The sequence below is a fragment of the Lysobacter sp. F6437 genome (assembly GCF_052547215.1).
Map to the genome: position 1 here is coordinate 414,401 of NZ_JBQWRB010000001.1, position 24,938 is coordinate 439,338.

The 24,938-nt window shown below is 67.4% G+C and carries 21 protein-coding genes and 1 other RNA gene; 17 read left to right on the forward strand and 5 right to left on the reverse strand.

Annotated elements, in window-relative coordinates; all coding sequences use genetic code 11:
- Positions 1–69 precede the first annotated feature (69 nt).
- Both ACT9F5_RS01810 and ssrA read right to left on the reverse strand, forming a co-directional pair.
- A complete protein-coding gene (locus tag ACT9F5_RS01810) occupies positions 70–384 on the reverse strand; it encodes a hypothetical protein (protein WP_445118236.1) in 315 nt (104 codons plus the stop codon).
- A 129-nt stretch (positions 385–513) separates the two neighbouring features.
- Positions 514–867: a transfer-messenger RNA gene (ssrA, locus tag ACT9F5_RS01815) on the reverse strand.
- Positions 868–996: 129 nt separating this feature from the next.
- Here ssrA and ACT9F5_RS01820 point away from each other — a divergent pair.
- Entirely contained in the window at positions 997–3,183 is a 2,187-nt protein-coding gene (locus ACT9F5_RS01820; protein WP_445118237.1) for a CHASE domain-containing protein, read from the forward strand.
- An 18-nt stretch (positions 3,184–3,201) separates the two neighbouring features.
- Here ACT9F5_RS01820 and smpB read toward each other — a convergent pair whose 3' ends face one another.
- A complete protein-coding gene (gene smpB, locus ACT9F5_RS01825) occupies positions 3,202–3,711 on the reverse strand; it encodes an SsrA-binding protein SmpB (protein WP_445118238.1) in 510 nt (169 codons plus the stop codon).
- Between the two features lie 83 nt (positions 3,712–3,794).
- On the opposite strand from smpB, the gene ACT9F5_RS01830 reads away from it, so the two are divergent.
- Positions 3,795–4,226 carry an SRPBCC family protein gene (locus ACT9F5_RS01830; protein WP_445118239.1) on the forward strand — a complete coding sequence of 144 codons (432 nt, stop codon included), beginning with the start codon at positions 3,795–3,797 and terminating at the stop codon, positions 4,224–4,226.
- Entirely contained in the window at positions 4,223–4,480 is a 258-nt protein-coding gene (locus tag ACT9F5_RS01835; RefSeq protein ID WP_445118240.1) for an RnfH family protein, read from the forward strand. The genes ACT9F5_RS01830 and ACT9F5_RS01835 overlap by 4 nt, the downstream gene beginning before the upstream one ends.
- A 19-nt stretch (positions 4,481–4,499) precedes the next feature.
- Here ACT9F5_RS01835 and ACT9F5_RS01840 read toward each other — a convergent pair whose 3' ends face one another.
- Positions 4,500–4,892, reverse strand: coding sequence for an outer membrane protein assembly factor BamE domain-containing protein (locus ACT9F5_RS01840; protein WP_445118241.1), 393 nt, complete (start codon positions 4,890–4,892; stop codon positions 4,500–4,502).
- Between the two features lie 113 nt (positions 4,893–5,005).
- Between ACT9F5_RS01840 and fur the strand changes: the two genes are divergently transcribed.
- On the forward strand, positions 5,006–5,413 hold the full coding sequence (gene fur, locus ACT9F5_RS01845) for a ferric iron uptake transcriptional regulator (protein WP_445118242.1): 408 nt from the start codon (positions 5,006–5,008) through the stop codon (positions 5,411–5,413).
- Positions 5,414–5,480: 67 nt separating this feature from the next.
- Here the strand turns inward: fur and recN are convergent, their stop codons facing one another.
- Positions 5,481–7,160 (reverse strand): DNA repair protein RecN, encoded by a 1,680-nt coding sequence (gene recN, locus ACT9F5_RS01850; RefSeq protein WP_445118243.1) that lies wholly within the window; start codon positions 7,158–7,160, stop codon positions 5,481–5,483.
- Positions 7,161–7,308: 148 nt separating this feature from the next.
- On the opposite strand from recN, the gene hrcA reads away from it, so the two are divergent.
- The 13 genes from hrcA (at position 7,309) to lysS (ending at position 24,933) form a co-directional block, all read left to right on the forward strand.
- Complete coding sequence (hrcA, locus tag ACT9F5_RS01855; RefSeq protein ID WP_445118244.1) at positions 7,309–8,427, forward strand: heat-inducible transcriptional repressor HrcA; 1,119 nt, start codon at positions 7,309–7,311, stop codon at positions 8,425–8,427.
- Positions 8,428–8,538: 111 nt separating this feature from the next.
- Positions 8,539–9,054, forward strand: a complete 516-nt coding sequence (grpE, locus tag ACT9F5_RS01860; RefSeq protein WP_445118245.1) for a nucleotide exchange factor GrpE — start codon at positions 8,539–8,541, stop codon at positions 9,052–9,054.
- Between the two features lie 108 nt (positions 9,055–9,162).
- On the forward strand, positions 9,163–11,082 hold the full coding sequence (dnaK, locus tag ACT9F5_RS01865) for a molecular chaperone DnaK (RefSeq protein WP_445118246.1): 1,920 nt from the start codon (positions 9,163–9,165) through the stop codon (positions 11,080–11,082).
- Between the two features lie 147 nt (positions 11,083–11,229).
- A complete protein-coding gene (gene dnaJ / locus ACT9F5_RS01870; protein WP_445118247.1) occupies positions 11,230–12,363 on the forward strand; it encodes a molecular chaperone DnaJ in 1,134 nt (377 codons plus the stop codon).
- 49 nt (positions 12,364–12,412) lie between these two features.
- The gene (gene dapB / locus ACT9F5_RS01875) at positions 12,413–13,123 is read left to right on the forward strand and encodes a 4-hydroxy-tetrahydrodipicolinate reductase (RefSeq protein WP_445118248.1); all 711 of its coding nucleotides are present in this window, start codon (positions 12,413–12,415) and stop codon (positions 13,121–13,123) included.
- A gap of 178 nt (positions 13,124–13,301) precedes the next feature.
- Positions 13,302–14,441 (forward strand): glutamine-hydrolyzing carbamoyl-phosphate synthase small subunit, encoded by a 1,140-nt coding sequence (carA, locus tag ACT9F5_RS01880; RefSeq protein ID WP_445118249.1) that lies wholly within the window; start codon positions 13,302–13,304, stop codon positions 14,439–14,441.
- Position 14,442: 1 nt separating this feature from the next.
- Positions 14,443–17,694 carry a carbamoyl-phosphate synthase large subunit gene (gene carB / locus ACT9F5_RS01885; protein ID WP_445118250.1) on the forward strand — a complete coding sequence of 1,084 codons (3,252 nt, stop codon included), beginning with the start codon at positions 14,443–14,445 and terminating at the stop codon, positions 17,692–17,694.
- Between the two features lie 218 nt (positions 17,695–17,912).
- A complete protein-coding gene (greA, locus tag ACT9F5_RS01890) occupies positions 17,913–18,377 on the forward strand; it encodes a transcription elongation factor GreA (RefSeq protein WP_445119469.1) in 465 nt (154 codons plus the stop codon).
- A gap of 5 nt (positions 18,378–18,382) precedes the next feature.
- Positions 18,383–19,339 carry a phosphoglycerate mutase gene (locus ACT9F5_RS01895; RefSeq protein WP_445118251.1) on the forward strand — a complete coding sequence of 319 codons (957 nt, stop codon included), beginning with the start codon at positions 18,383–18,385 and terminating at the stop codon, positions 19,337–19,339.
- Positions 19,336–21,051: a single-stranded-DNA-specific exonuclease RecJ gene (gene recJ / locus ACT9F5_RS01900; RefSeq protein ID WP_445118252.1), complete on the forward strand. Its 1,716-nt coding sequence runs from the start codon at positions 19,336–19,338 to the stop codon at positions 21,049–21,051. The genes ACT9F5_RS01895 and recJ overlap by 4 nt, the downstream gene beginning before the upstream one ends.
- Positions 21,052–21,256: 205 nt before the next feature.
- Positions 21,257–22,093 (forward strand): CheR family methyltransferase, encoded by an 837-nt coding sequence (locus tag ACT9F5_RS01905; RefSeq protein WP_445118253.1) that lies wholly within the window; start codon positions 21,257–21,259, stop codon positions 22,091–22,093.
- A 77-nt stretch (positions 22,094–22,170) separates the two neighbouring features.
- Positions 22,171–23,296 (forward strand): peptide chain release factor 2 gene (prfB, locus tag ACT9F5_RS01910; RefSeq protein ID WP_445118254.1). Its coding sequence is split into 2 segments (ribosomal slippage): positions 22,171–22,245 and positions 22,247–23,296, totalling 1,125 coding nucleotides; the frame shifts between segments, so codons are not numbered across the junction.
- A 119-nt stretch (positions 23,297–23,415) separates the two neighbouring features.
- On the forward strand, positions 23,416–24,933 hold the full coding sequence (gene lysS / locus ACT9F5_RS01915) for a lysine--tRNA ligase (RefSeq protein WP_445118255.1): 1,518 nt from the start codon (positions 23,416–23,418) through the stop codon (positions 24,931–24,933).
- Positions 24,934–24,938 lie beyond the last annotated feature (5 nt).

A 24,938-nucleotide genomic window follows, 5' to 3' on the forward strand; every position in this document is an offset into this window, starting at 1 on the left:
AAGGGCTGAAACGCCCGGCGCCATCAAGATACGGATTCACCGCCAACGCCACGTGATGTGCACGGAAATTCAGGCTGCAACGGCGGTTTCCCTCATCCTCCGCCAAGCCGCGACGGCTGCGGCACAGGCCTCGTGCCAGTCCAGTCGACTCTCCCCGCGCGTGCGATCGTAGGCCTTGATCACCTGCGCGCTCTGTTCATCGAAGCCACGGCCGCGACCGTGCAGGAACATGTTGATCCCGAGCTTGAACGCCGGTGCATAGTCGGCAAATTCCAGGCCGGGCCGGAAGAACGGATAGCGACTGAACTGCTCGCGCCAGAACGCCAGCTCGCCGTCGAAATCGACGAAGCCGCGGGTAATGGCGATATCGGCATGGCCGGACATCTGATTGCCTCTTGTACGGCCCCCTGCCAGACGATATTGGCTCCGATCGCCTGCATCCGCAACCGCGTCGGCGGCCGCGCGCGCCAAACAACGACGGGCCGCTTGCGGGCGGCCCGTCGTTGTTGCAAATGGTGGAGGTGGGGGGAATTGAACCCCCGTCCGAAGGCACTCCATCCCCGGCACTACATGCTTAGCTCACCGTTGGATCTCGCTCCCGGACAGCACGGTGCGCGAAGCGCATCCGGGGGCCAGCCTGCTATGGGTTAACCGGGTGCTGGCAGGCAGCCACTCCCGGCGATTCCGTGATGATGACCCTACGTCGCGAGCACGGACACAAGCGATTTCGGGGCTTAGGCCTTAAGCGGCCAGTGCGTAGTTGTCGTCGTTGGCAACTAGAGTTTTGCAGCTGGATTTACGAGGAAAGCTACCCCCTCGGCATGCGCCAAGCGATTTCGCGACCCCCGTCGAAGCCAGTGCACCCCCGGGGACTACAAGATTGCTGACCCCACAAGTATAGGGTCGGAACGGCCGTGTACAAGGTGCCCGGCGCGGCGCGTCCGGTGCCGGTTCAGTGACGCCGCGGATGCAGCGCGGGCTTGTATGCTTTCCGCCATGGACGATCCCTCCGGCGAACCGAGCAAGCCCTCCCTGTCCAGGTGGCTGCGTCCTATACGCGGACACCTGTGGGCGCTGGTGGTGCTGCTGGTGTCGCTGGCGTCGGTATTCGCGCTATGGCGCGTGGCCTACGACCGCGAGATGCGCGCCGCGAACGTGGAGTTCATCGGCAGCACCCAGGAGTTTGCCGAGCAGCTCAAGCAGCAGGTGGTCAGCTACGAGTTGGTTGCCGGTGGTGGCGCGGCGTTGTTCGCATCGGTCAATCGGCCGACCCCCCATCAGTGGTACGGCTACGCCGACGGGATGGAGTTGTCCCGGCGCTTCCCGGGGATGGTCGGCCTGGGGTTTGCCGGCTATGTCAGCCAGGGCCGGCTGGATGATCTCCAGGTCGAATGGCGCCAGGCCGGCTGGGGTCTGCTTGACGTGCGCCCGGATGGAGAGCGCGACTACTACGGCCCGATCCTCTACCTGGAACCCAGGTCGCGCGAGAACCTCTCGGCGATCGGCTTCGACATGTATTCCGAAACGGTCCGCCACGCGTCGATGCAGGCTGCGCTGGATAGTGGCCGCGCATCGCTGTCGGGACCGGTCCATCTCATCCAGGATGGCGCGGAACAGGCGACGAGCCTGTTGCTGTATCTCCCGGTGTATCGCGGCGCTGATCGCCCGGCGACGACGGACGCGCGCCGCGAGGCGATGCTGGGCTGGGTCTACGTGCCATTCCGCGTCGACCGGTTCGTCGCCGCGGTGCTCGGCGACGGCGGTGGGATGCGGTTCCGTATCCATGACGTGACCGGCGGAACGTCGCAGTTGCTGTTCGCTTCGGCTTCCGGGCAGGCACAGCAGCCGCCGGCGTTCACGCACGCCGTCGAGTTCGACAACTACGGACGGCGCTGGCGGATGGAATTCGATTCGCCGCCGCTGGCCGAGGCGGTCCCGCGCCTGCAGAGCCTCCAGAACACCTTGGCGCTGGGCCTGTTCTCGTCGCTGCTGATGTATGCGGTTGCCTGGATGCTGGCCCGCACGGAGTCGCGGGCCCACGGCATCGCATTGCGCCTGACCGAGGAGTTCCGGCGCAGCGAGCAGCGCTTCCGGGTCGCGATGACGTACTCCGCGATCGGCAAGGCCCTGCTCGACAGCCAGGGCGCGATCGTCGAGGCCAATCCGTCGATGGGGACGATTGTCGGTCGGTCACCGGAGTCGCTGGTGGGGGTGCGTTTCGACGCGTTGTTCGAGGACGATGAGCTCAGTGCGCAGACGGCGCAGGCGGGAGCCAGTACCGACGCTGCGGGCGTCCATCGGACCACCCGGCGCCTGCACCGCGCCGGCGGTGAGCCACGACATGCCCAACTGACCTACGCGCCGCTGCCTGGGAACGTGGGACAGGACATCGTCGGCCTGGTACAGGTCGAGGACGTGACCGAGCGTTTGCGCGCCCAGGCCAGGGTGCACGCGCTGAACCGGACGCTCGAGGCACGCGTTGCGATGCGTACGCGCGAGTTGAGCCAGGCGAACCAGGAGCTGGAGGCGTTCGCGTACAGCATCTCCCACGACCTGCGCGCGCCCTTGCGGGCGATCGACGGGTTCAGCCGGATACTCGCGGAACGCTATTCCGAAACCCTCGACGAAGCGGGGCAGGGCTACCTGGGCCGGGTGCGCAACGCCGCCAGCCGGATGGGTGAACTGATCGACGCGCTGCTGAAGATGTCGCGGCTGAGCCGTGGCGCGGTCAAGCGCGAGCACGTCGACCTCGGCCGGATGGCGGGCGAGGTCGTCCAGGAACTGCGCGAGGCGGATCCCGGGCGCGATGTCCGGGTCGAGATCGCTCCAGGGTTGTCGGTCGACGGCGACGCGACCCTGCTGCGCAACCTGCTGGTCAACCTGTTGGGGAACGCGTGGAAGTTCACCCTTGGCCGCGACGACGGCAGGATCGAGTTCGGGACGCGGGCGGGCGAGTTCTTCGTCAGTGACAACGGCGCCGGGTTCGACCAGCAATACGTCGACAAACTGTTCCGGCCGTTCCAGCGACTGCACGACCAGGAGCAGTTCGCCGGCCACGGTATCGGGCTGGCGTCGGTCAAGCGCATTGTCGAGCGCCACGGCGGCACGATCCGCGCCGAAGGCCGGGAGGGCGAGGGTGCGACGTTCTACTTCACCTTGCCCGGCGAACGTGCCGAGCACTGACCGGCGGGATCCCTGACGTCAGGCGTTCTTGTTGTGGGCGCGCAGGATGCGCTGCTTGTCGCGGGCCCAGTCCCGGTCCTTGTTGGCCTGGCGCTTGTCGTGGCTCTGCTTGCCCTTGGCCAGTGCAAGCTCGATCTTGACCTTGTTGCCCTTCCAGTACAGTGAAGTCGGCACCACGGTGTAGCCATCACGCTCGATGCGACCGATCAGATTGTCGATCTCGCGACGATGCATCAGCAGCTTGCGGGTGCGGCGCTCCTCGGTGACGACGTGTGTCGACGCCGAGATCAGCGGGGTCATCTGCGCGCCGAACAGGAACATCTCCCCGCCACGGACCACCGCGTAGCTTTCGCCGATGTTGGCGCGGCCGGCACGGATCGACTTCAGCTCCCAGCCCTGCAGTGAAAGCCCGGCCTCGAAGCGTTCCTCCAGCGCGTAATCGTGGCGCGCGCGCTTGTTGAGCGCGATGGTGCCGCCGGCGCCCTTTCCCTTATCCTTGCCAGTCTTGTTGTTCTTGTTCTTCGTCATCGCGCCTATTGTCCCTGATTGCGGGGCCGCCCGGCGACCGGTGGCTTCGACCGGGACACCCCGATAGGAACCCGTGCCTCCCGATGCCGAGCATCCGCCGTACCGCCCTCGTCGAACACTCTGCCGCGCGCATGTTCGCGCTGGTCAGCGATGTACCCGCCTATCCGCGCCGGTTCGAGTGGTGCGATGCCGCCAAGGTGCTGGAGTCGTCGCCCGGCAGGATGGTCGCGCGGCTCGACCTAGGACTGGGCGCGCTGCGTACCTGGTTCACCACCGAGAACACCATGTCGGCGCCGCACCACATCGACCTCAAGCTGGTCGACGGCCCGTTCCGCAGCCTGTCGGGGCGCTGGGAGTTCCACGCGCTCGACGAGTCGGCCTGCAAGGTCACCCTGACGCTGAATTTCGAGCCGAAGGTGAAGTTGCTGGCCCCGGCGATGGCGATCGGCTTCCAGGGCCTGGCGGACCGGATGGTCGATGATTTCATCCGGGTCGCGGACCGCGGTGGTGAATGAAGGTCGAGTTGATCCGGGCCTGGCCACGGCGCTTCGAGACGATGGTGCTGGAACTGGACGAGGGTGCCTGCGTGGCCGACGCACTGCGGGCGGCCGGCTGGGCTGGAACGCCGGGAAGCGACTACGCCGTGTTCGGCGTCGTCGCGGATGGATCGACCATGCTGCGCGACGGCGACCGGGTCGAACTGTTGCGACCGCTGCTGGCCGATCCGAAGGAAGCGCGGCGGCGTCGCGCCGCGAGCCGCGGACGCTGACCGGCGGCTTGGCGGGCCGCTACTTGTCCTTGTCCTTCGCCAGGTTCGGGCCGAACTGCTTGCGCGCGGACTTGGCGAGTTGCTCATCCTGCTCCGGGAAGTACTCGCCCTCCCATCGGGTCAGCGCATCGTTCTCGAACCACAGGGTGAAGGTCTTGATTTCGGTATGCGCCAGCCGGTCGGTGCGTTGGGTCGAGGTGTAGTCCCAGCGATCGTGGTGGAACGGATCCTGGATCGACGGCGTGCCGATCAGGCCCAGCACCTGCTGCTTGCTCATGCCGACCTGCAACTGCTCGACGGCCGTCGACTCCAGCAGGTTGCCCTGGAAGATCGGCTGGCGGTAGACGATGCCGCAACCGGCCAGGCCGGCAGTGGTTCCGGCGACGGAAAGGGCGAGCAGGAGCGTACGCATCGGGTGCTTTGGCATCGGTTTCATGGCGGTCGGATAACAGGCCGATGATACACTCGAAGGCACGATCGCGCGGCCCCGCCGCATGCCGTGTTCATCCGGCGTCAGGAGCTCCAATGGAATCGCACGACCTTCGCAAGGCAGGCCTGAAAGTGACCCATCCGCGCACGCGGATCCTCGAGTTGCTGGAAAAGGCCAAGCCCCGGCACATGACCGCCGAGGATATCTACCGGCTGCTGCTGGACCACGGGGAAGACATCGGCCTGGCGACTGTCTACCGCGTGCTGACCCAGTTCGAGGCGGCCGGGCTGGTACTCAAGCACAACTTCGAGTCCGGCCAGTCGGTCTACGAGCTCGACCGTGGGCAGCACCACGACCACATGGTCGATATCGACACCGGCAAGATCGTCGAGTTCGAGAGCGCCGAGATCGAGGAACTGCAGGCGAAAATCGCCGCCGCGCACGGCTACGAGATCGAGGAACACTCGCTGGTGCTGTACGTGCGCAAGAAGGTGTCGCGATAACGTATCTGTCACGGCGTGGATAAGCGCGCCGCAGCGCGCGACGGCACCCATCCACCGGTTCTCGCACTCAGTTCACGTCGCTCAACAACCGCTTTGCCGCCGCCCGCGCCTCGCGGGTCAGTTCGACGCCGCCGAGCATCCGCGCCAGCTCCTCCTGCCGTTGCGGACCATCCAGCAACCGGACCTGGCTCTGGGTCACGCCCTCGCTCGCGGCCTTGCTGACACGGTAGTGCGCATGACCCTGGGCCGCGACCTGCGGCAGGTGGGTGACGCACAGCACCTGGCGGGTGGCGCCGAGCGCGCGCAGCTTCTGGCCGACGATTTCGGCCACGCCGCCGCCGATGCCCGAGTCGACCTCGTCGAACACCATCGTCGGGACCGTATCCAGCCCCAGCGCAGCGACCTCGATCGCCAGAGAGATGCGCGACAACTCGCCACCCGAGGCAACCTTGCGCAAGGCCCGCGCCGGCTGGCCGGGGTTGGCGGCGACGAGGAACTCCACGCGTTCTCCGCCGTGCGGGTCGGGCTTGTCGCCTTCGATCGGCTCGATCGCGATATCGAAACGTCCACCGCCCATGCCCAGTTCGGCGATCAGGCCGGTGGTGGCTGCTGCCAGTGATTTGGCGGCTTTGCGTCGTTTGCTGCCCAAGGTGTCGGCTGCCTTGCGCCAGTCGGCGCTGGCGGACTCGATTTCGGCATCCAGTCGCTGCAACCGGACCCCGGCGCCGCGCAGTTGCTCCAGCTCGGCGGCAAGGGCGTCGCGATGCCCGAACAACTCTTCCGGCGTGACGCGGTGCTTGCGTGCGAGGTCGTGCAGGCGGCCGAGTCGCTGCTCGAGGGTGTCGAAGGCGGACGGGTCCATGTCGAGGTCGCCGCGCACGCGATCGAGCATCGCCAGCGCTTCGTCGAGCTGGATCGCGGCGGCGTCGAGCATGCCGTCGACTTCGTTGAGGCGTGGTTCGTGTTCGGCGACGCCTTGCAGTTCGCCGCGCACCTGCTGCAACTCATGGGTCAGCGACGGAGCGTCCTCGCCGCCGAGGCGGGCGAACGCGGTCTCGCAGGCGCCGATGAGGTCGGAGGCGTGGGCTTGCCGGCGATGGTCGGCCCGCAGTTGAGCGATCGAGTCGGGTTCCAGGGTTTCCCGTTCCAGCTCGGCGTGCTGGTGCTCCAGCCAGTCGATACGTTCGCTGACGTCGCCCTTGGCCGAGAGCGATTCGCGCTCGCCGAGCAGTGCACTCCAGCGGGCAGCCGCAGCAGCCACGGCATCGCGTTCGGCGTCGGTACGACCGTAGGCATCCAGCAGGGTCAACTGGCTGGGCCTCGACAACAGTGCCTGGTGTTCATGCTGGCCGTGGATCTCGACCAGCAGGCCGGCGAGTTCAGTCAACTGCCCGACCGTGACCGGACGTCCATTGACCCAGGCGCGCGAACCGCCATCGGCCCGCACCACGCGACGGACCAGGCAGGCGCCATCGTCGCCAGCGCCTTCGTCCAGTTCGTTGTCGCGCAGCCAGTCGCCAGCGGCCGGCACGTCCTGCAGGGTGAATTCGCCGACCACCTCGGCGCGGTCGGCGCCATGGCGGACCACGCCGCTGTCGGCGCGCAAGCCGGAGAGCAGCCCCAGCGCGTCGACCAGCAACGACTTGCCGGCACCGGTTTCGCCGGAGATGACGGTCAGGCCGGGTCCGAAACCGAGCTCGGCCTCGCTGACCACGGCGAATTGTTTGAGTGAGAGATGCGCGAGCATGCGGCGGCGAGTGTAAAGGGGACGGGACGGCGACGGCAGGGGGAGGCTCGCATGATCGCGTCTCGCCGGCTGCGTCGCCACGACCGCGAACCCGCCGGCCGCGCCGTCGGGTTGCGCCACCGGGCCGACGGGCTTATACCCGGTGGTGATGAGTTCCAAGCCCGCCGAACCGCACAACAGCTGGAACCCGCGCCCCACGGGGGAGCCCGGGACCCGTGGCGACGCGGCTGGCCCCGCCGGGCTCGACGCGCGCTCACGCCAACTGCTTCGCACCCTGATCGCGGGTTACATCCGCAGTGGCGAGCCGGTCGGTTCGCAGGTGCTGGCGCGACAGTCGGGGCTGGACGTGAGCCCGGCGACCATCCGCAACATCCTTGCCGATCTGGAGGAGGCCGGTTTGCTGTCCGCGCCCCACACCTCGGCAGGGCGGATCCCGACCGCCCGCGGTTACCGCCTGTTCGTCGACTCGCTGTTGCAGGTCCGGCCACTCCCGGATGCCGAACTGGCGCGGCTGCGCGACGAGCTGCCGGCGGGCTTCGGCACCCAGGCATTGCTCGGAAGCGCCTCGGAGCTGCTCTCGGCGATGAGTCATTTCGTCGGCGTGGTCAGCGTGCCGCGGCGCGAGCAGTTCGCGTTCCGCCGGGTCGACTTCGTGTCCATCGATGCCCAACGGGTGTTGGCGATCCTGGTGTTCTCCGACAACGAGGTCCAGAACCGGATCATCCATACCCGCCATGCCTACGAATCGTCCGAGCTGGAGCAGATCGCCAACTACCTCAACCACCATTTCGCGGGACGCTCGCTGGCCGACATCCGGGCGACTCTATTGAGCGAACTGAGGTCGGACCGGACCGAGATGGAGCGGCTTCTGTCGCGTTCCGTCGAGCTGGCCGAACAGGTCCTGGTGCCGGGAAACGACGACATGGTGCTGGCCGGGCAGACACGGTTGATGGGTGTGCAGGAGTTGTCGGACGTGGACCGGTTGCGCGAGCTGTTCGAGGCGTTCGCCCGCAAGCGCGAGATCCTCCAGTTGCTCGAGCGTACGGTGCAGGCCCCGGGCGTGCGGATATTCATCGGCGAGGAAACCGGGCTGGCGCCGTTGGAGGGCGTGTCGCTGGTCACCGCGCCGTACGTCGCCGGTGGTCAGGTCCTCGGGGTGCTCGGCGTGATCGGTCCGACCCGCATGGCCTATGGGCGGGTGATCCCGGTGGTGCAGGCCGCGGCGGACGCGCTCGGCGATGCATTCGGACGCGAAACCCGGCGCTAGGCAGGCTCCCGCGACGCTTGAATTGCACCGGGTCGACCCCAATTGCTCGTCCCTGTCACCCATCGCGCCCACGGCCAGACGGAACCGTGTGCACCAGGACCCAGGTTGAGCATGACCACCGAACCCATGAAGGAAGCAGCCGAACAGGCCGCCGCCGAGAACGAGCAATCCCCCCTCGCCGCCGAACTTGAGGCCGTCCAGGCCGAACTCGCCCAGTTGCGCGAAGACACCCTGCGTGACCGCGCGGACCTCGAAAACCAGCGCAAGCGGCTGGAGCGCGAGCGCGACATGGCGCGCAAGTTCGCCAATGAGCGCCTGCTGGCCGAACTGCTGCCGGTGATCGACAGCCTGGAAGCCGGCCTCGCGGCGGCAGGCGACGATGCGGTCGCGCTGCGCCAGGGCATCGAGTTGACCCTCAAGCAGTTGCTGAAGGTCACCGCCGACAACGGCCTGGTCGAAGTCAACCCGGCCGGGCAGCCGTTCAACCCCGACCACCACCAGGCGATGAGCACCATCGACAGCGCCGACCATCCGCCGGGCCACGTCGTGCAGGTCTACCAGAAGGGCTGGTTGCTGAACGAGCGGTTGCTGCGCCCGGCGCTTGTCGTGGTCAGCAACCACGACTGAATCGTGCGGCCGGTGGCGGTTCTTGAACTGAAGCACGGCGACCCCAGATAGCGTTCATCGGCGGCAAAGACCGCTCCAAAACATCCGGATTCAAGAGGGAGCAACACCATGGGCAAGATCATCGGTATCGACCTGGGCACGACCAATTCGTGCGTGGCGATCATGGAAGGCGGCAAGGCGAAGGTCATCGAGAACGCCGAGGGCGATCGCACCACGCCGTCCATCGTCGCCTACACCAAGGACGGCGAGATCCTCGTCGGCGCCTCGGCCAAGCGCCAGGCGGTCACCAATCCGAAGAACACCTTCTACGCGGTGAAGCGCCTGATCGGCCGCAAGTTCACCGACGCCGAGGTGCAGAAGGACCTCGACCTGGTCCCGTACAGCATCGTCGCGCATGAGAATGGCGACGCCTGGGTCGCGACTGCCGACGGCAAGAAGATGGCGCCGCAGCAGATCTCGGCCGAAGTGCTGAGCAAGATGAAGAAGACCGCCGAGGCCTACCTGGGCGAGACCGTCACCGAGGCGGTCATCACCGTGCCGGCGTACTTCAACGACAGCCAGCGCCAGGCCACCAAGGACGCCGGCAAGATCGCCGGGCTCGACGTCAAGCGCATCATCAACGAGCCGACCGCGGCCGCGCTGGCCTACGGCATGGACAAGAAGGGCGGCGACCGCAAGGTCGCGGTGTACGACCTCGGCGGCGGCACCTTCGACGTGTCGATCATCGAGATCGCCTCGGTCGACGGCGAGATGCAGGTCGAGGTGCTGGCCACCAACGGCGACACCTTCCTCGGTGGCGAGGACTTCGACAAGCGCGTCATCGATTACCTCGTCGACGAGTTCAACAAGGACCAGGGCATCGACCTGCGCAAGGACCACCTGGCCCTGCAGCGCCTCAAGGATGCCGCCGAGCGCGCCAAGATCGAGCTGTCGTCCGCGCAGCAGACCGAGGTCAACCTGCCGTACGTGACCGCCGATGCGAGCGGCCCGAAGCACCTCAACATCAAGCTGACCCGCGCCAAGCTGGAGTCGCTGGTCGACGACCTGGTCAAGAAGACCATCGGCCCCTGCCGCACCGCGCTGAACGACGCCGGCCTGCGCGCCAGCGACATCGCCGAGGTGATCCTGGTCGGCGGCCAGACCCGCATGCCGAAGGTTGGCGAAGCGGTAGCGGAGTTCTTCGGCAAGGAGCCGCGCAAGGACGTGAACCCCGATGAAGCGGTCGCGGTCGGTGCGGCGATCCAGGGCGGCGTGCTCGCCGGTGACGTCAAGGACGTGCTGCTGCTCGACGTGACCCCGCTGAGTCTTGGCATCGAGACCCTGGGCGGCGTGTTCACCAAGATCATCGAGAAGAACACCACGGTGCCGACCAAGGCCTCGCAGACCTTCTCGACCGCCGAGGACAACCAGTCCGCGGTCACCGTGCACGTGCTGCAGGGTGAGCGCGAGCAGGCCCGCTACAACAAGTCGCTGGCCCGCTTCGACCTGTCCGGTATCGAGGCCGCGCCGCGCGGCATGCCGCAGGTGGAGGTGTCGTTCGACATCGACGCCAATGGCATCGTCCACGTGACCGCCAAGGACAAGAAGACCGGCAAGGAGCAGAAGGTCGAGATCAAGGCCGGCTCGGGCCTGTCGGACGAGGAGATCCAGAAGATGGTCGCCGACGCCGAAGCCAACCGCGAGGAAGACCAGAAGTTCCACGAGCTGGTACAGGCACGCAACCAGGCCGACGGCCTGATCCACATGACCCGCACCACCATCAAGGAGAACGGCGAGAAGCTGCCGGGCGAAGCGATTGGTGCGGCCGAGAGCGCGATTGCCGAACTCGAGACCGCGATGAAGGGCGACGAGAAATCGCAGATCGAGGCCAAGAGCAAGGCGCTGGAAGAAGCCGTGCAGGCGTTGATGGCGGCGGTGCAGTCGCAGCAGCCGGGTGCTGATGCCGCCGGTGACGCCGGTGCGGGCCAGGCCGCCGACGACGTGGTCGATGCCGAGTTCACCGAGGTCAAGGACGACGAGAAGAAGTAGGGCGTCCAGGTCCTCCGTTCGAACCAGGTCCACGCCTTCGGGCGTGGACGTCTTGAGGGCCCGGGTCGCCACGCGACTCCGGGCCCGTTGTTGCACGACCACCAGTCCCCGACCCGGTAATCCGGTGGGGCAGGGAAGCAGTGGAAGATGAGCAAGCGCGATTACTACGAAGTCCTGGGCGTGGCCCGCGACGCCGGTGCCGATGACCTGAAGAAGGCCTACCGCCGCTGTGCGATGAAGTATCACCCGGACCGCAACCCGGGCGACCATGCCGCCGAGGCCTCGTTCAAGGAGTGCAAGGAGGCCTACGAAGTACTGGCCGACGCCAACCGTCGACGGATGTACGACCAGCACGGCCACGCCGCCTTCGAGCACGGCATGGGTGGTGGTGCGGGCGGGCCGGGTGGCTACGCCGACATGGGCGATATCTTCGGTGACATCTTCGGCAACATCTTCGGGGGTGGCGCTGGGGGTGGCCGTGGTCCGCGTCGCGGCGCCGACATCGGCTACGTGATGGAGCTGTCGCTGGAAGAGGCCGTCCGCGGCATCGAGAAGCAGGTCGAGATTCCCACGCTGGACGAATGCGAAAGCTGCGACGGCAGCGGCTCGGCCGACGGCAAGCTGGAAACCTGCCAGACCTGCAACGGTCGCGGCCAGGTGCGCTTCCAGCGCGGCATCTTCTCGATGCAGCAGGGCTGCCCGCATTGCGGCGGCCGCGGCCAGACGATTGCCAACCCCTGTGGCGACTGCCACGGCCAGGGCCGGATCGAGAAGACCAAGACGTTGTCGGTCAAGATTCCGGCCGGCGTCGACAACGGCGACCGCATCCGGTTGGCGGGCGAAGGCGAAGCGGGGCCGGCGGGCTCGCCCCCCGGGGACCTCTACGTCGACGTGCGCGTGCGCGAGCACGAGATCTTCCAGCGCGACGGCGACGACCTGCATTGCGACGTGCCGATCCGCCTCGGCCAGGCCGCGCTGGGCGACACCATCCGGGTGCCGACCCTGGGCGGCGAGGTCGAACTGCGGATCCCCGCCGAGACCCAGACCGGCAAGGTATTCCGGTTGCGCGACAAGGGTGTGCAGTCGGTTCGCAGCCGCCGCACCGGCGACCTGTATTGCCGCGCCGTGGTCGAGACCCCGGTCAACCTGACCAGCGAGCAGCGGGAGCTGCTGACCAAGCTGGAGGCGACCTTTACCGGCGAGAACGCGCGCAAGCATTCGCCGCGTTCGTCGACCTTCCTTGACGGGGTCAAGGGCTTCTGGGACCGGATGACCTCCTGACGCCCAGCCAGCGCTTGTCGGCCCCAGCCGGGCCGGCTAGCCTGCATCGATGAACCCGCCCACCCGCATCCTCATCCACGGTGCCTCCGGCCGCATGGGCCAGGCCCTGTCGCGGCTGTCGGGCGAACGCGACGACGTCCAACTGGTCGCCGCGGTATCGCGCAGCAAGCCGCCGCAGCGGGTGGTGGATGGCGTGCCGCAGTTCTCGGTGGCCGAGCTCCATGGGGTTCCGGAGTTCGATGTGGCGATCGATTTCAGCCTGCCGGCGGGTTTCGACGCGATCCTCGCGTTATGCGCCGAACGCGGCGCCGCGCTGGTGTCGGGCACGACCGGGCTGGAACCGGGGCAGCGCGAAGCGATGTCGGATACCTCTACGAGTATCCCGGTGCTGTGGTCAGCCAACTTCAGCCTCGGTGTTGCGGTGCTGTGCGACCTCGTCGAGCGCGCGGCCCTCACGCTGCAAGGCTGGGACTGCGACATCGTCGAATCCCATCACGTGCACAAGAAGGACGCGCCTTCCGGGACCGCGCTGGTGCTGGCTGCCTGCGCGGAGCAGGGCGGGGCGACGCCGCATCATGCCGCGATCCGGGCGGGCGACATCGTCGGCGAGCACCTGGTGCAGTTCACCGGGCTGGGTGAACGGGTCGAACTGGTCCATCGGGCGACCAACCGGGACGTGTTCGCACGCGGGGCGCTGCATGCGGCCGCGCGGCTGGCTGGCCGGGACCCTGGGCGCTACGCGCTTCGCGATCTCCTGTAGGACCGCCCAGCTGAACAAAGCTGCTGGCGTCGAAGCGACTTCATCGCTAGAATTCCCGTTCGCCTGAACTCCATTTTCGGACCGGTCCTGCACCGTGTCCGCGCTTTGCTGCAACCTGCATTCCGGTTTGCGCTGCGCCTGGTGGAGTCAGGATTCCCTGGCAATCAAGGCGATCCCCGTGAACCAACCCGCAATCCTTGCGCTCGAAGACGGCACCATCTTCGAGGGCATTTCCGTAGGCGCGCCCGGCCTTTCCGTCGGCGAAGTGGTGTTCAACACCGCGATGACCGGTTACCAGGAAATCCTGACCGACCCGTCCTACGCGCGCCAGCTGGTCACCCTGACCTATCCGCATGTCGGCAACACCGGCTGCACCGACAACGACGATGAGTCGACCCGGGCGTGGGCCGCCGGCCTGATCGTGCGCAACGTTCCGCGCCGGCCGAGCAACTGGCGCAGCGAAGTCTCGCTGCCGGAGTGGCTGGCCCAACGCGGCGTGGTCGCGATCGCCGACATCGACACCCGCAAGCTGACCCGGCTGCTGCGCGAAACCGGTGCCCAGTCCGGTGCGATCATGGCTGGCGACGGCCTCGATGCCGACAAGGCGCTGGAAGCGGCGCGCAAGTTCGCCGGCCTCAAGGACATGGACCTGGCCAAGGAAGTCTGCATCCGCGAGCCGCTGCAGTGGGTCGACGGCCAGCTCGATCTCGACAGTGGCGAGTTCGTCCGCGCCGAACCCCGGCACCACGTCGTTGCCTACGACTTCGGAGTCAAGCACAACATCCTGCGGATGCTCGCCGAGCGTGGCTGCAAAGTGACCCTGGTGCCGGCGCAGACCACCGCGGCCGAGGTATTCGCCTTGAAGCCGGACGGCGTGTTCCTGTCCAACGGTCCGGGCGACCCGGCGCCGTGCGATTACGCGATCGCCGCGATCCGCGAATTTGTCGACCAGAAGATCCCGACCTACGGCATCTGCCTCGGTCACCAGCTGCTCGGCCTCGCGGTCGGCGCGAAGACCCTGAAGATGAAGTACGGCCACCACGGCGCCAACCACCCGGTGCAGGACCTCGATACCGGCCGGGTGATGATCACCAGCCAGAACCACGGCTTTGCGGTGGACGAAGCGACGCTGCCGGCCAACGTGCGCGTCACCCACCGTTCGCTGTTCGACGGCTCCAACCAGGGCATCGCGTTGACCGATGCGCCGGCCTTCAGCTTCCAGGGCCACCCCGAGGCCAGTCCCGGCCCGCACGACGTGGCGCCGCTGTTCGACAGGTTCGTCGCCTCCATGAATGACAAGAAAGCCGAGGCGCACTGACATGCCCAAGCGTACCGACATCAAGACCGTCCTGATCATCGGCGCCGGCCCGATCGTGATCGGCCAGGCCTGCGAGTTCGACTATTCCGGCGCCCAGGCGTGCAAGGCGCTGCGCGACGAGGGCTACCGGGTGGTGCTGGTCAACAGCAACCCGGCGACGATCATGACCGACCCGGACATGGCCGACGCGGTCTACATCGAGCCGATCAACTGGCAGACGGTCGAGAAGATCATTGCCAAGGAACGCCCCGACGCGCTGCTGCCGACCATGGGCGGCCAGACCGGTCTCAACTGTGCGCTCGACCTCGCCGACAACGGCGTGCTGGAGAAGTACGACGTCGAGCTGATCGGCGCCTCGCGCGACGCGATCCGCATGGCCGAGGACCGCGAGCTGTTCCGCGTGGCGATGGCCGAGATCGGGCTGGAGTGCCCGAAGGCCGCGGTTGCCAAAACCTTCGAGCAGGCGGTCGAGATCCAGGCGACCGTCGGCTACCCGACCATCATCCGCCCCAGCTTCACCCTCGGAGGCAGCGGCGGCGGCATCGCTTACAACAAGGAGGAGTTCGAGGAGATCGTCAAACGCGGCCTCGAGCTCTCGCCGACCAACGAGGTACTGGTCGAGGAATCGGTGCTGGGCTGGAAGGAGTTCGAGATGGAAGTGGTCCGCGACACCGCGGACAACTGCATCATCGTCTGCTCGATCGAGAACTTCGACGCGATGGGCGTGCACACCGGCGACTCGATCACCGTCGCCCCGGCGCAGACCCTGACCGACAAGGAATACCAGCGTCTGCGCGACGCGAGCATCGCGGTGCTGCGCAAGATCGGCGTCGACACCGGCGGCTCCAACGTGCAGTTCGGCATCAATGCGCAGAACGGCCGCGTGGTGGTGATCGAGATGAACCCGCGGGTGTCGCGTTCCTCGGCGCTGGCGTCGAAGGCGACCGGCTTCCCGATCGCCAAGGTCGCCGCCAAGCTGGCGGTCGGCTACACGCTTGACGAGTTGCGCAACGAGATCACCGGCGGCGAGACCCCGGCGTCGTTCGAGCCGTCGATTGATTACGTGGTCACCAAGATCCCGCGCTTCGCGTTCGAGAAGTTCCCGGCCGCCGATTCGCGCCTGACCACCCAGATGAAGTCGGTCGGCGAGGTGATGGCGATGGGCCGCACCTTCCAGGAATCGTTGCAGAAAGCGTTGCGCGGGCTGGAGACCGGCAAGGTCGGTCTCGACCCGACCGGCCTGGACCTGTCCAGTGAAGACGACCTCACCAAGTTGCGGCGCGAGCTCAAGGAGCCGGGTCCGGAGCGCATCTTCCATATCGGTGACGCCTTCCGCGCCGGCATGAGCGTGGAGGACGTGCACGCGCTGTCGTTCGTCGATCCGTGGTTCCTCGACCAGATCGAGGAGATCATCGCCGCTGAGAAGGACATCACCGAGGCCGGCCTGTCCGCGCTCGACGCGGGGCGCATGCGTGAACTCAAACGCCTGGGCTTCTCCGACGCGCGCCTCGCGCAGCTGACCGGCACCGACGAGCATGCGGTGCGCACCCTGCGTCGCGCCTTCGGCGTGCGCCCGGTGTACAAGCGGGTCGACTCCTGCGCGGCCGAGTTCGCCACCACCACCGCCTACATGTACTCGACCTACGAGGACGAGTGCGAGGCCAACCCGAGCGACCGCGACAAGATCATCGTGCTCGGCGGCGGGCCGAACCGGATCGGGCAGGGCATCGAGTTCGACTACTGCTGCGTCCACGCCGCGCTGGCGCTGCGCGAGGACGGCTTCGAGACCATCATGGTCAACTGCAATCCGGAAACCGTGTCGACCGATTACGACACTTCCGACCGCCTGTACTTCGAGCCGCTGACGCTCGAGGACGTGCTGGAGATCTGCGACCTCGAGAAGCCCAAGGGCGTGATCGTGCAGTACGGCGGCCAGACCCCGCTGAAGTTGGCGCAGGACCTGGAGGCCGCCGGCGTGCCGATCATCGGCACCAGCCCCGACAGCATCGACCTTGCCGAGGACCGCGAGCGCTTCCAGCAACTGGTCGAGAAACTTGGCCTGAAGCAGCCGCCGAACCGCATCGCCCGCAACGCCGACGAGTCGATCGCGCTCGCGCGCGAGGTTGGTTATCCGCTGGTGGTGCGCCCGAGCTACGTGCTCGGTGGCCGCGCGATGGAAGTCGTGCATTCCGACGCCGACCTGTCGCGCTACATCCGCGACGCGGTGAAGGTGTCGGAGAAGTCGCCGGTGCTGCTCGACCGCTTCCTCGACAACGCGGTCGAGGTCGACATCGACGTGATCGCCGACAAGGACGGCAACGTGCTGATCGGCGGCGTGATGGAGCACATCGAGGAAGCCGGCGTGCATTCGGGCGACTCGTCGTGCTCGCTGCCGCCGTACTCGTTGTCCGCCGACACCCAGGCCCGCCTGCGCGAACAGGTCGTTGCGCTGGCCAAGGCGCTCGACGTGGTCGGATTGATGAACACCCAGTTCGCCATCCAGACCAGCGAGGCGGGCGAGGACACCATCTACCTGCTGGAAGTGAACCCGCGTGCCTCGCGCACGGTGCCGTTCGTGTCCAAGGCCACCGGCATGCCGCTGGCCAAGATCGCGGCGCGCTGCATGGCCGGCAAGACGCTGGCCGAGCAGGCCGCGACCAAGGAAATCATTCCCGACTACTACTCGGTCAAGGAAGCGATCTTCCCGTTCGCCAAGTTCCAGGGTGTCGACCCGATCCTCGGACCGGAGATGCGCTCGACCGGCGAGGTCATGGGCGTCGGCCGCACGTTCGGCGCCGCGATGGCGCGGGCGCAGGAAGCCGGTGGCATCAAGAGCGTGCCCAATGGTGGCAAGGTCTTCGTCTCAGTACGCGACCCGGACAAGCAGCGGGTCGTGTCGGTCGCGCAGGACCTCGTGCGTCGCGGCTACTCGCTGGTCGCCACCCACGGCACCGCCGCGTTCCTGCGCGAACAGGGGCTGGAGTGCGAGGCGATCAACAAGGTCACCGAGGGCCGTCCGCATATCGTCGACCTGATCAAGAACGGCGAGATCGCCTACATCATCAATACCACCGAGGGCCGGCAGGCGATTTCCGACTCGTTCTCGATCCGCCGCGAGGCGCTGCAGCAGCGGGTCACCTACTCGACCACGGTGGCCGGCGCGCGGGCGCTGGTGCAGTCGCTGGAGTTCCGCGGCACCGGTCCGGTGTGGTCGTTGCAGGAGCTGCACGCCGAGGTCGGCGGCGCCGCGTAGCGAGCGGAGCAGCGCCGTTTTTGTAGGAGCGGCTTTAGCCGCGATCGGAAATCGGACGAGAGACCGACTCCCCGATCGCGGCTAAAGCCGCTCCTACAGGAGCTCCGCCAACCCGGTTGATTATCCCGCCGCTCCGGTCACAATCGGGGCAGGTACCACCATTCCAGAACGACCGCCGGCCCACCCGCCGGTACCAGGATTCCACCATGCAAGCACCCATCACCAGCAAGGGCGCGCAGCGACTGCGCGCCGAGCTCGACGAGCTCAAGTCGACCAAGCGTCCGGCCGTGATCCACGCGATCGCCGAGGCCCGTGCCCACGGCGACCTCAAGGAGAACGCCGAGTACCACGCCGCCCGCGAGCAGCAGAGCTTCATCGAGGGCCGCATCAAGCTGCTCGAAGCCGAGCTGTCGCACGCGCAGGTCATCGACATCGCCTCGCTCAACGCCGGCTCGCGCGTCGTCTTCGGCGCCACCGTCGAGCTGGCCGACAGCGACACCGACGAGGAACGTACCTACCAGATCGTTGGCGACCTCGAGGCCGACATCAAGCAGGGCCTGATCGCGATCTCCTCGCCGGTCGCGCGCGCGCTGATCGGCAAGCACGAGGGCGACAGCGTTAGCATCGACGCGCCGGGCGGCACCCGCGAATACGACATCATCGCCGTCCGCTACGTCGGCTGAAACCCGTGGGCACGGCCACGTTGCTGCTGCCGCCGCGTGCCCGCTTCGGCGGGCAGCGCCTGTCGCAATCCACCGCGCGATGGCTGGGCCGGGCCCACCAGGACAACGTCGAGGGCGATCCGGTAGCACGTGCCTTCGACATCCTGCCGCGCGGCTGGCCGGTCGCCGCGGTGACCCGCCAGCGCGATGCCGGTGATGCCGCCGGCAGTGCCTGGTTGCGCGCCGACCCGGTCCACATCCGCCCCGACATCAACGGCGCCCGCCTGCTGGCGCATGGCGATGCCCTCGGACTGACGGTCAGCGACGCCGACGCCTTGCTGCCCTCGCTCAAACCGCTGTTTGGCGATGCCGGTTTTCCCATCGACGCCCCGGTGCCCACGCGCTGGTACCTTCGCTTGCCGGAAGGCGCGGAGTTGCCCGTGCTGGCCGGTCCGGCGCGCGCGCTTGGTGCCGACCTGTTCGATTACCTGCCCGATGGCAGCCAGGGTCGCCGCTGGCGCGCCCTGCTGAGCGAGGCGCAGGTGGTGCTGCACAACCACCCGCACAACGCGGCACGCGTGGCCGCCGGCCGGACGCCGGTCAACTCCCTGTGGTTCTGGGGCGCGGGGCGACTGCCGGATCATGTACGAAGCAACTTCAACGAAATGCTCGGCGGCGACGACGCGATGCAGGCATTCGCCGAAGCTGCCGGCGCCACGGCCGCGGCCCTGCCCGAACGCTGGCGGACGGGCGAGGGGCATCGGTTGTTCGACCTGCGCCACGTTCGCGACCTGGCCTTGCTCGACCGCGACTGGCTGTCGCCGCTCCTGGCCGACCTCCGGTCGCACGAGCTCGATGCCGGCACGCTTGAGTTCGGCGACGGACGACGGTTCCGGCTCGAGCGCGGGCAACGCTGGCGGCTCTGGCGCCGGCCAATACAGTCCTTCGTCGAACAGTCGCCGGCGGGCGACGCGCCGGAATGACCCCTGCCACGATCCTCCGCCGCCGCCCTGCGACCAGCTCGGGTCCGTGGCCCGACCACATCCCGCCGCTGCTGCAGCGTATCTACGGTGCCCGCGGCGCGTGCTCGATCGATCATGCCCAGCCCCGGTTGGCCAACCTGTTGCCACCGGACAGCCTGCTCGGCCTCGACGCCGCGACCGGATTGCTTGCCGACGCGATCGCAGCCGGCCGCCATGTCGTGGTGGTCGGGGACTTCGATTGCGACGGCGCCACCGCCTGCGCGGTCGGCGTGCGTGGATTGCGGATGCTCGGCGCCCGCCGGGTATCGCATGCGGTGCCGAACCGCATGGTCCATGGCTACGGCCTCTCGCCAGCGCTGGTCGAGGAACTTGCCACCCTGCAGCCCGACCTGCTGGTCACGGTCGACCACGGCATCGCCTGCAACGCCGGCATCGCCGCGGCGAAGGCACGTGGATGGCAGGTGCTGGTGACCGATCACCACCTAGCGGGCGAGACGCTGCCATCGGCCGACGCCATCGTCGATCCGAACCAGCCCGGCGACGCGTTCCCGAGCAAGGTACTGGCCGGGGTCGGAGTGATGTTCTACGTCCTGCTGGCCCTGCGACGTCGCCTGCGCGACAGCGGCGCGTTCGAAGGCAACGGTCCGGACCTGTCGAGCCTGCTCGACCTGGTCGCGGTCGGCACCGTCGCCGACCTCGTGCCGCTGGACGCCAACAACCGGGCACTGGTGTCGGCCGGGTTGCGCCGGCTGCGGGCGGGGCAGGGCTGCGTCGGCCTGCGCGCATTGATCGAAGTCGCCCAGCGCGATCCGGCCCTTCTTTCCGCCGCTGACATCGGCTTCGCGGTGGCGCCGCGGCTCAACGCAGCCGGGCGGCTGGAAGACATGGCGCTCGGCATCGAGTGCCTGCTGACCGACGACCCGGCCCAGGCCCGGGAGATCGCCAACACGCTGAACAGGATCAACCTGGAACGGCGGGCAATGCAGCAGCAGATGACCGAAGAGGCCGAGGCGGCATTCGCCGCGGTCACCCTGGACGCGGCAAGCGCGCCGCTGGCGGTGTGCCTGCACGACGCCGGCTGGCACCCGGGCGTGATCGGCCTGGTGGCCTCGAAGCTGAAGGAACGCCTGCACCGGCCGGTCATCGCGTTCGCCCCGGCGGAACCGGGTAGCGACCTGTTGCGGGGTTCGGCGCGGTCGATCCCGGGTTTCCACATCCGCGATGCGCTGGCCGCGGTCAATGCACGCCATCCGGGGCTGATTGGCCGGTTTGGTGGCCACGCGATGGCCGCGGGACTGTCATTGCCCACCGGGGCGCTGCCTGCGTTCGAGCAAGCCTTCCGCCAGTACGTTGCCAGCTCCCTGGCCGCCGACCTGTTGCGCCTCGAGGTCCTCAGCGACGGTGAGCTTGGCCGGGGCGAGTTCACCCGCCTGCATGCCGAGGCGCTGCGCAACGGTGGCCCCTGGGGGCAGGGTTTCCCGGAACCGCAGTTCGATGGCGAGTTCAACGTCGCCGGCTGGCGCGTGGTCGGCGAGCGCCACCTGAAACTGCAACTGGACCACGCCGGGTTGCGCCTGAACGCCATTCATTTTGGTGGCTGGGACGGGCACGAGCCCCCGTCCCGCGTGCGCATCGCCTATCGGCTGGAACCCGACGACTACCGCGGCGGCGATGCCGTGCAACTGGTCATCGTCCATCGCGAGACACCCTGAGACGCAGGGCCGGTGGCCGGTACCGGCCCCGTGATTCGTAGGTCAGTTAGGGGTCGCATTTCCCGCGGCCACTGCCTGCGGAGTGGGCGATGGAACCAGGGATCGATAAATGAACAGTTTGTTCGCGATGATCTGCAGGCCATTTGTGCGTCCGATTCGAATCGTCTGGAGACGATTGCCGAAGTCGGTGCTGGACACGCGCCCGATGCGCAGGTTCGGCACCTTCCTCTACAACCATTACGTGCGTGACACCGAACGCGACCAGTCCCACATGACCTGGTTCATGCGCAACATCCCGCAACTGGAGCTGCTGCGCGACCTGCTGTCCAAGGTCGAGCGCGACGCAACCGTCCGGATCGCCTCCATCGGCTGCAGTACCGGGGCCGAGCTCTACTCCGCCCTGTGGGTGATACGCACGGCGCGTCCGGACCTGCACCTCGTCGCCCATGGCGTCGATATTTCCGAACACGTTGTCGAGATCGCCCGCCGTGGTGTCTATCGCCCGGGCGGATCACTGCTGGAAGGCGGGCTCTACAACGTCACCGGCAGTGCGGACCTGGCCAGGGAACTGGTGGCGCTCGACGGACTCGTCGATCCGGCGCCCGGCGGCGCGGTGCGGGTGAAGGACTGGTTGCGGGACGGAGTCAGCTGGCTCGCCTGCGACGCCACCGATCCGGCCCTGCTGGAATTGCTGGGGCGACAGGACGTGGTGATTGCCCGCAACTTCCTCGGCCCGATGGAGGACGACCTTGCGGAGGCATGCCTGCGCAACGTCGCCCGGCTCGCCCAGCCCAGCGGTTACCTGATCGTGGACGGTGTCGACCTTGACCTGAAAACGAGGGTGGTGCGTTCACTGGGCCTGCAGCCGGTGGAGGACCGGATCGAGGAGGTCCACGTCGCCGATCCGACCAAGGCCGACTGGCCGTGGACCCGCTGGAGCCACGAGCCACTCGATCGCACCCGGCCCGACTGGGTACTGCGGTACTCGACGATCTTCTACCCGGCATCCAGCGCGGTCGTGCCGTGGCTGGAGATCCTCTAGGGCATATCCCGATCCCTCGTGGCGCGGCCGCGCCAGCTGCTAGAATCGCCGGTCAACTCCGCAGCAGAACCACGGACATGATCGAGCTTAATCCCGTCCGCCAGCGCATCGCCGACCTCAAGGGTCGGCTGGATGCGCTGAGGGGGTACCTTTGACTTCGATGCCAAGGTCGAACGTCTGGAAGAAGTAAACCGGGAGCTGGAAAGCCCCGACGTGTGGAACGATGCCGACCGCGCCCAGGCACTGGGTCGCGAGCGTGCCTCGCTGGAAAAAGTGCTCGGCATCAGCAGCCTGACCGATGGCCTGGTCAGTGCAGAGGAACTGCTCGAACTCGCCGAGATGGAGGATGACGAGTCGACCGCGCAGGCCGTGGTCGAGGACGTCGACGCCACCACCAGGGAAGTCGAGAAGCTCGAGTTCCAGCGCATGTTCTCCGGCCAGATGGACAGCGCCCCAGCGTTCGTCGACATCCAGGCCGGCGCCGGTGGCACCGAGGCGCAGGACTGGGCCGAGATCCTGCTGCGCATGTACCTGCGCTGGGCCGAGTCGCGCGGCTGGAAGGCCGAACTGATGGAGGTCAGCGGCGGCGACGTGGCCGGGATCAAGTCGGCGACGATGCGGGTCGAGGGCGACTTCGCCTACGGCTGGCTGAAGACCGAGACCGGCGTACACCGGCTGGTGCGCAAGTCGCCGTTCGACTCCGACAACCGCCGGCACACCAGCTTCACCTCGGTGTTCGTGTCGCCGGAAGTCGACGACAACATCGAGATCGACATCAACCCGGCGGACCTGCGCACCGACGTGTACCGCAGCTCGGGCGCCGGTGGCCAGCACGTCAACAAGACCGAGTCGGCGGTGCGCATCACCCACATCCCGACCAACACCGTGGTCGCCTGCCAGACCGGGCGCAGCCAGCACCAGAACCGCGACACCGCGATGAAGATGCTGGCCGCGAAGCTTTACGAACTCGAGATACAGAAGCGCAACGCCGAGCGCGACGCGGTCGAGGCGACCAAGTCCGACATCGGCTGGGGCAGCCAGATCCGCAACTACGTGCTGGACCAGTCGCGGATCAAGGATTTGCGCACCGGGGTGGAGCGTAGCGATACGCAAAAGGTGCTGGATGGGGACCTGGACGAGTTCGTCGAGGCGAGTCTCAAATCCGGCCTGGAAGCCGGCGCCAAACGCGCCGATGCGACCTGACCTTCGTATGTATGTAGGAGCGGCTTCAGCCGCGATCTGAAAATCGTTCGCCCACGCCGACCCCGGATCGCGGCTGAAGCCGCTCCTACAAAAGCCCACATTTCCTGACCGATACGACCATGACCGAGAACGCGACCCCGACGCCGCCCGACGAAAACAAGCTGATCGCCGAGCGCCGCGCCAAACTGGCGGCGTTGCGCGGGCAGGGCGTGGCGTTCCCGAACGACTTCCGCCGCGCCGACTACGCCGGTGACCTGCAGGCCGAATACGCCGACGCGGAACAATGGACCGCCGAAGCGTTGGAAGCCAAGGGCCACCGCGTCACCGTCGCCGGCCGCCTGCTGCTCAAGCGGGTCATGGGCAAGGCCAGCTTCGTGCAGATCCAGGACGAGTCCGGTCGCCTGCAACTGTTCCTGCAGGCCACCGCGCTGGGCGACACCTACACCGCGTTCAAGGGCTGGGACGTTGGCGACATCGTCGGGGCCGAAGGCGTGCTGACGCGCACCCGCACCGGCGAACTGTCGGTCAAGGTCGACGCGCTGCGGTTGCTGACCAAGTCGCTGCGCCCGCTGCCGGACAAGTTCCACGGCCTGGCCGACGTCGAACAACGTTACCGCCAGCGCTACGTCGACCTGATCGTCTCGCCCGAGGCGCGCGAGGTGTTCGTCAAGCGGTCGAAGATCATCCGCGCGATGCGCGAGTGGCTCGACAGCCGGCGCTTCCTCGAGGTCGAGACGCCGATGATGCATTACATCCCCGGCGGCGCCGTGGCCAAGCCGTTCGCCACCCACCACAACGCGCTCGACCTCGACCTGTACCTGCGCGTCGCCCCGGAGCTGTACCTGAAGCGGCTGGTGGTCGGCGGGCTGGAGCGGGTCTACGAGATCAACCGCAACTTCCGCAACGAGGGCGTGTCGACCCGGCACAACCCCGAATTCACCATGCTCGAGTTGTACGAGGCCTATGCCACCTACAGCGAGGTGATGGACCTGACCGAAGGAGTGATCCGCGATGTCGCCACCTCGGTCCTCGGCACCACGACGGTCGAATGGGACGGCCAGTCGATCGACCTTGGCCCGGCGTTCCGGCGCTGGTCGATGAGCGATGCGGTGCTCGAGCACAACCCCGAGATCAGCCGCGACGACCTGCGCGATGTCGAGAAGATGCGCGCCCATTGCGTCCGCCTCGGCGTCCCGACCAAGTCCTCGCAGGGCTGGGGCAAGCTGCTGCTGGAGATCTTCGAGAAAACCGTCGAGCACACCCTGGTGCAGCCGACCTTCATCACCGAGCACCCGGTCGAGGTCAGCCCGCTGGCCCGCGCCAACGACAGCGACCCCGGCATGACCGACCGCTTCGAGCTGTTCGTCGGCGGCAAGGAACTGGCCAACGGCTTCTCCGAACTCAACGACCCCGAAGACCAGGCCGCGCGCTTCAAGGCCCAGGTCGACGCGAAGGAGGGTGGCGACGACGAGGCGATGCATTTCGATGCCGACTACATCCGCGCCCTCGAGATCGGCCTGCCGCCGACCGGCGGCCTCGGCGTCGGCATCGACCGGCTGGTGATGCTGCTGACCGGCTCGTCATCGATCCGCGATGTTTTGCTGTTCCCCTACATGCGGCCCGAGCACGGCGGCTGAGCCGG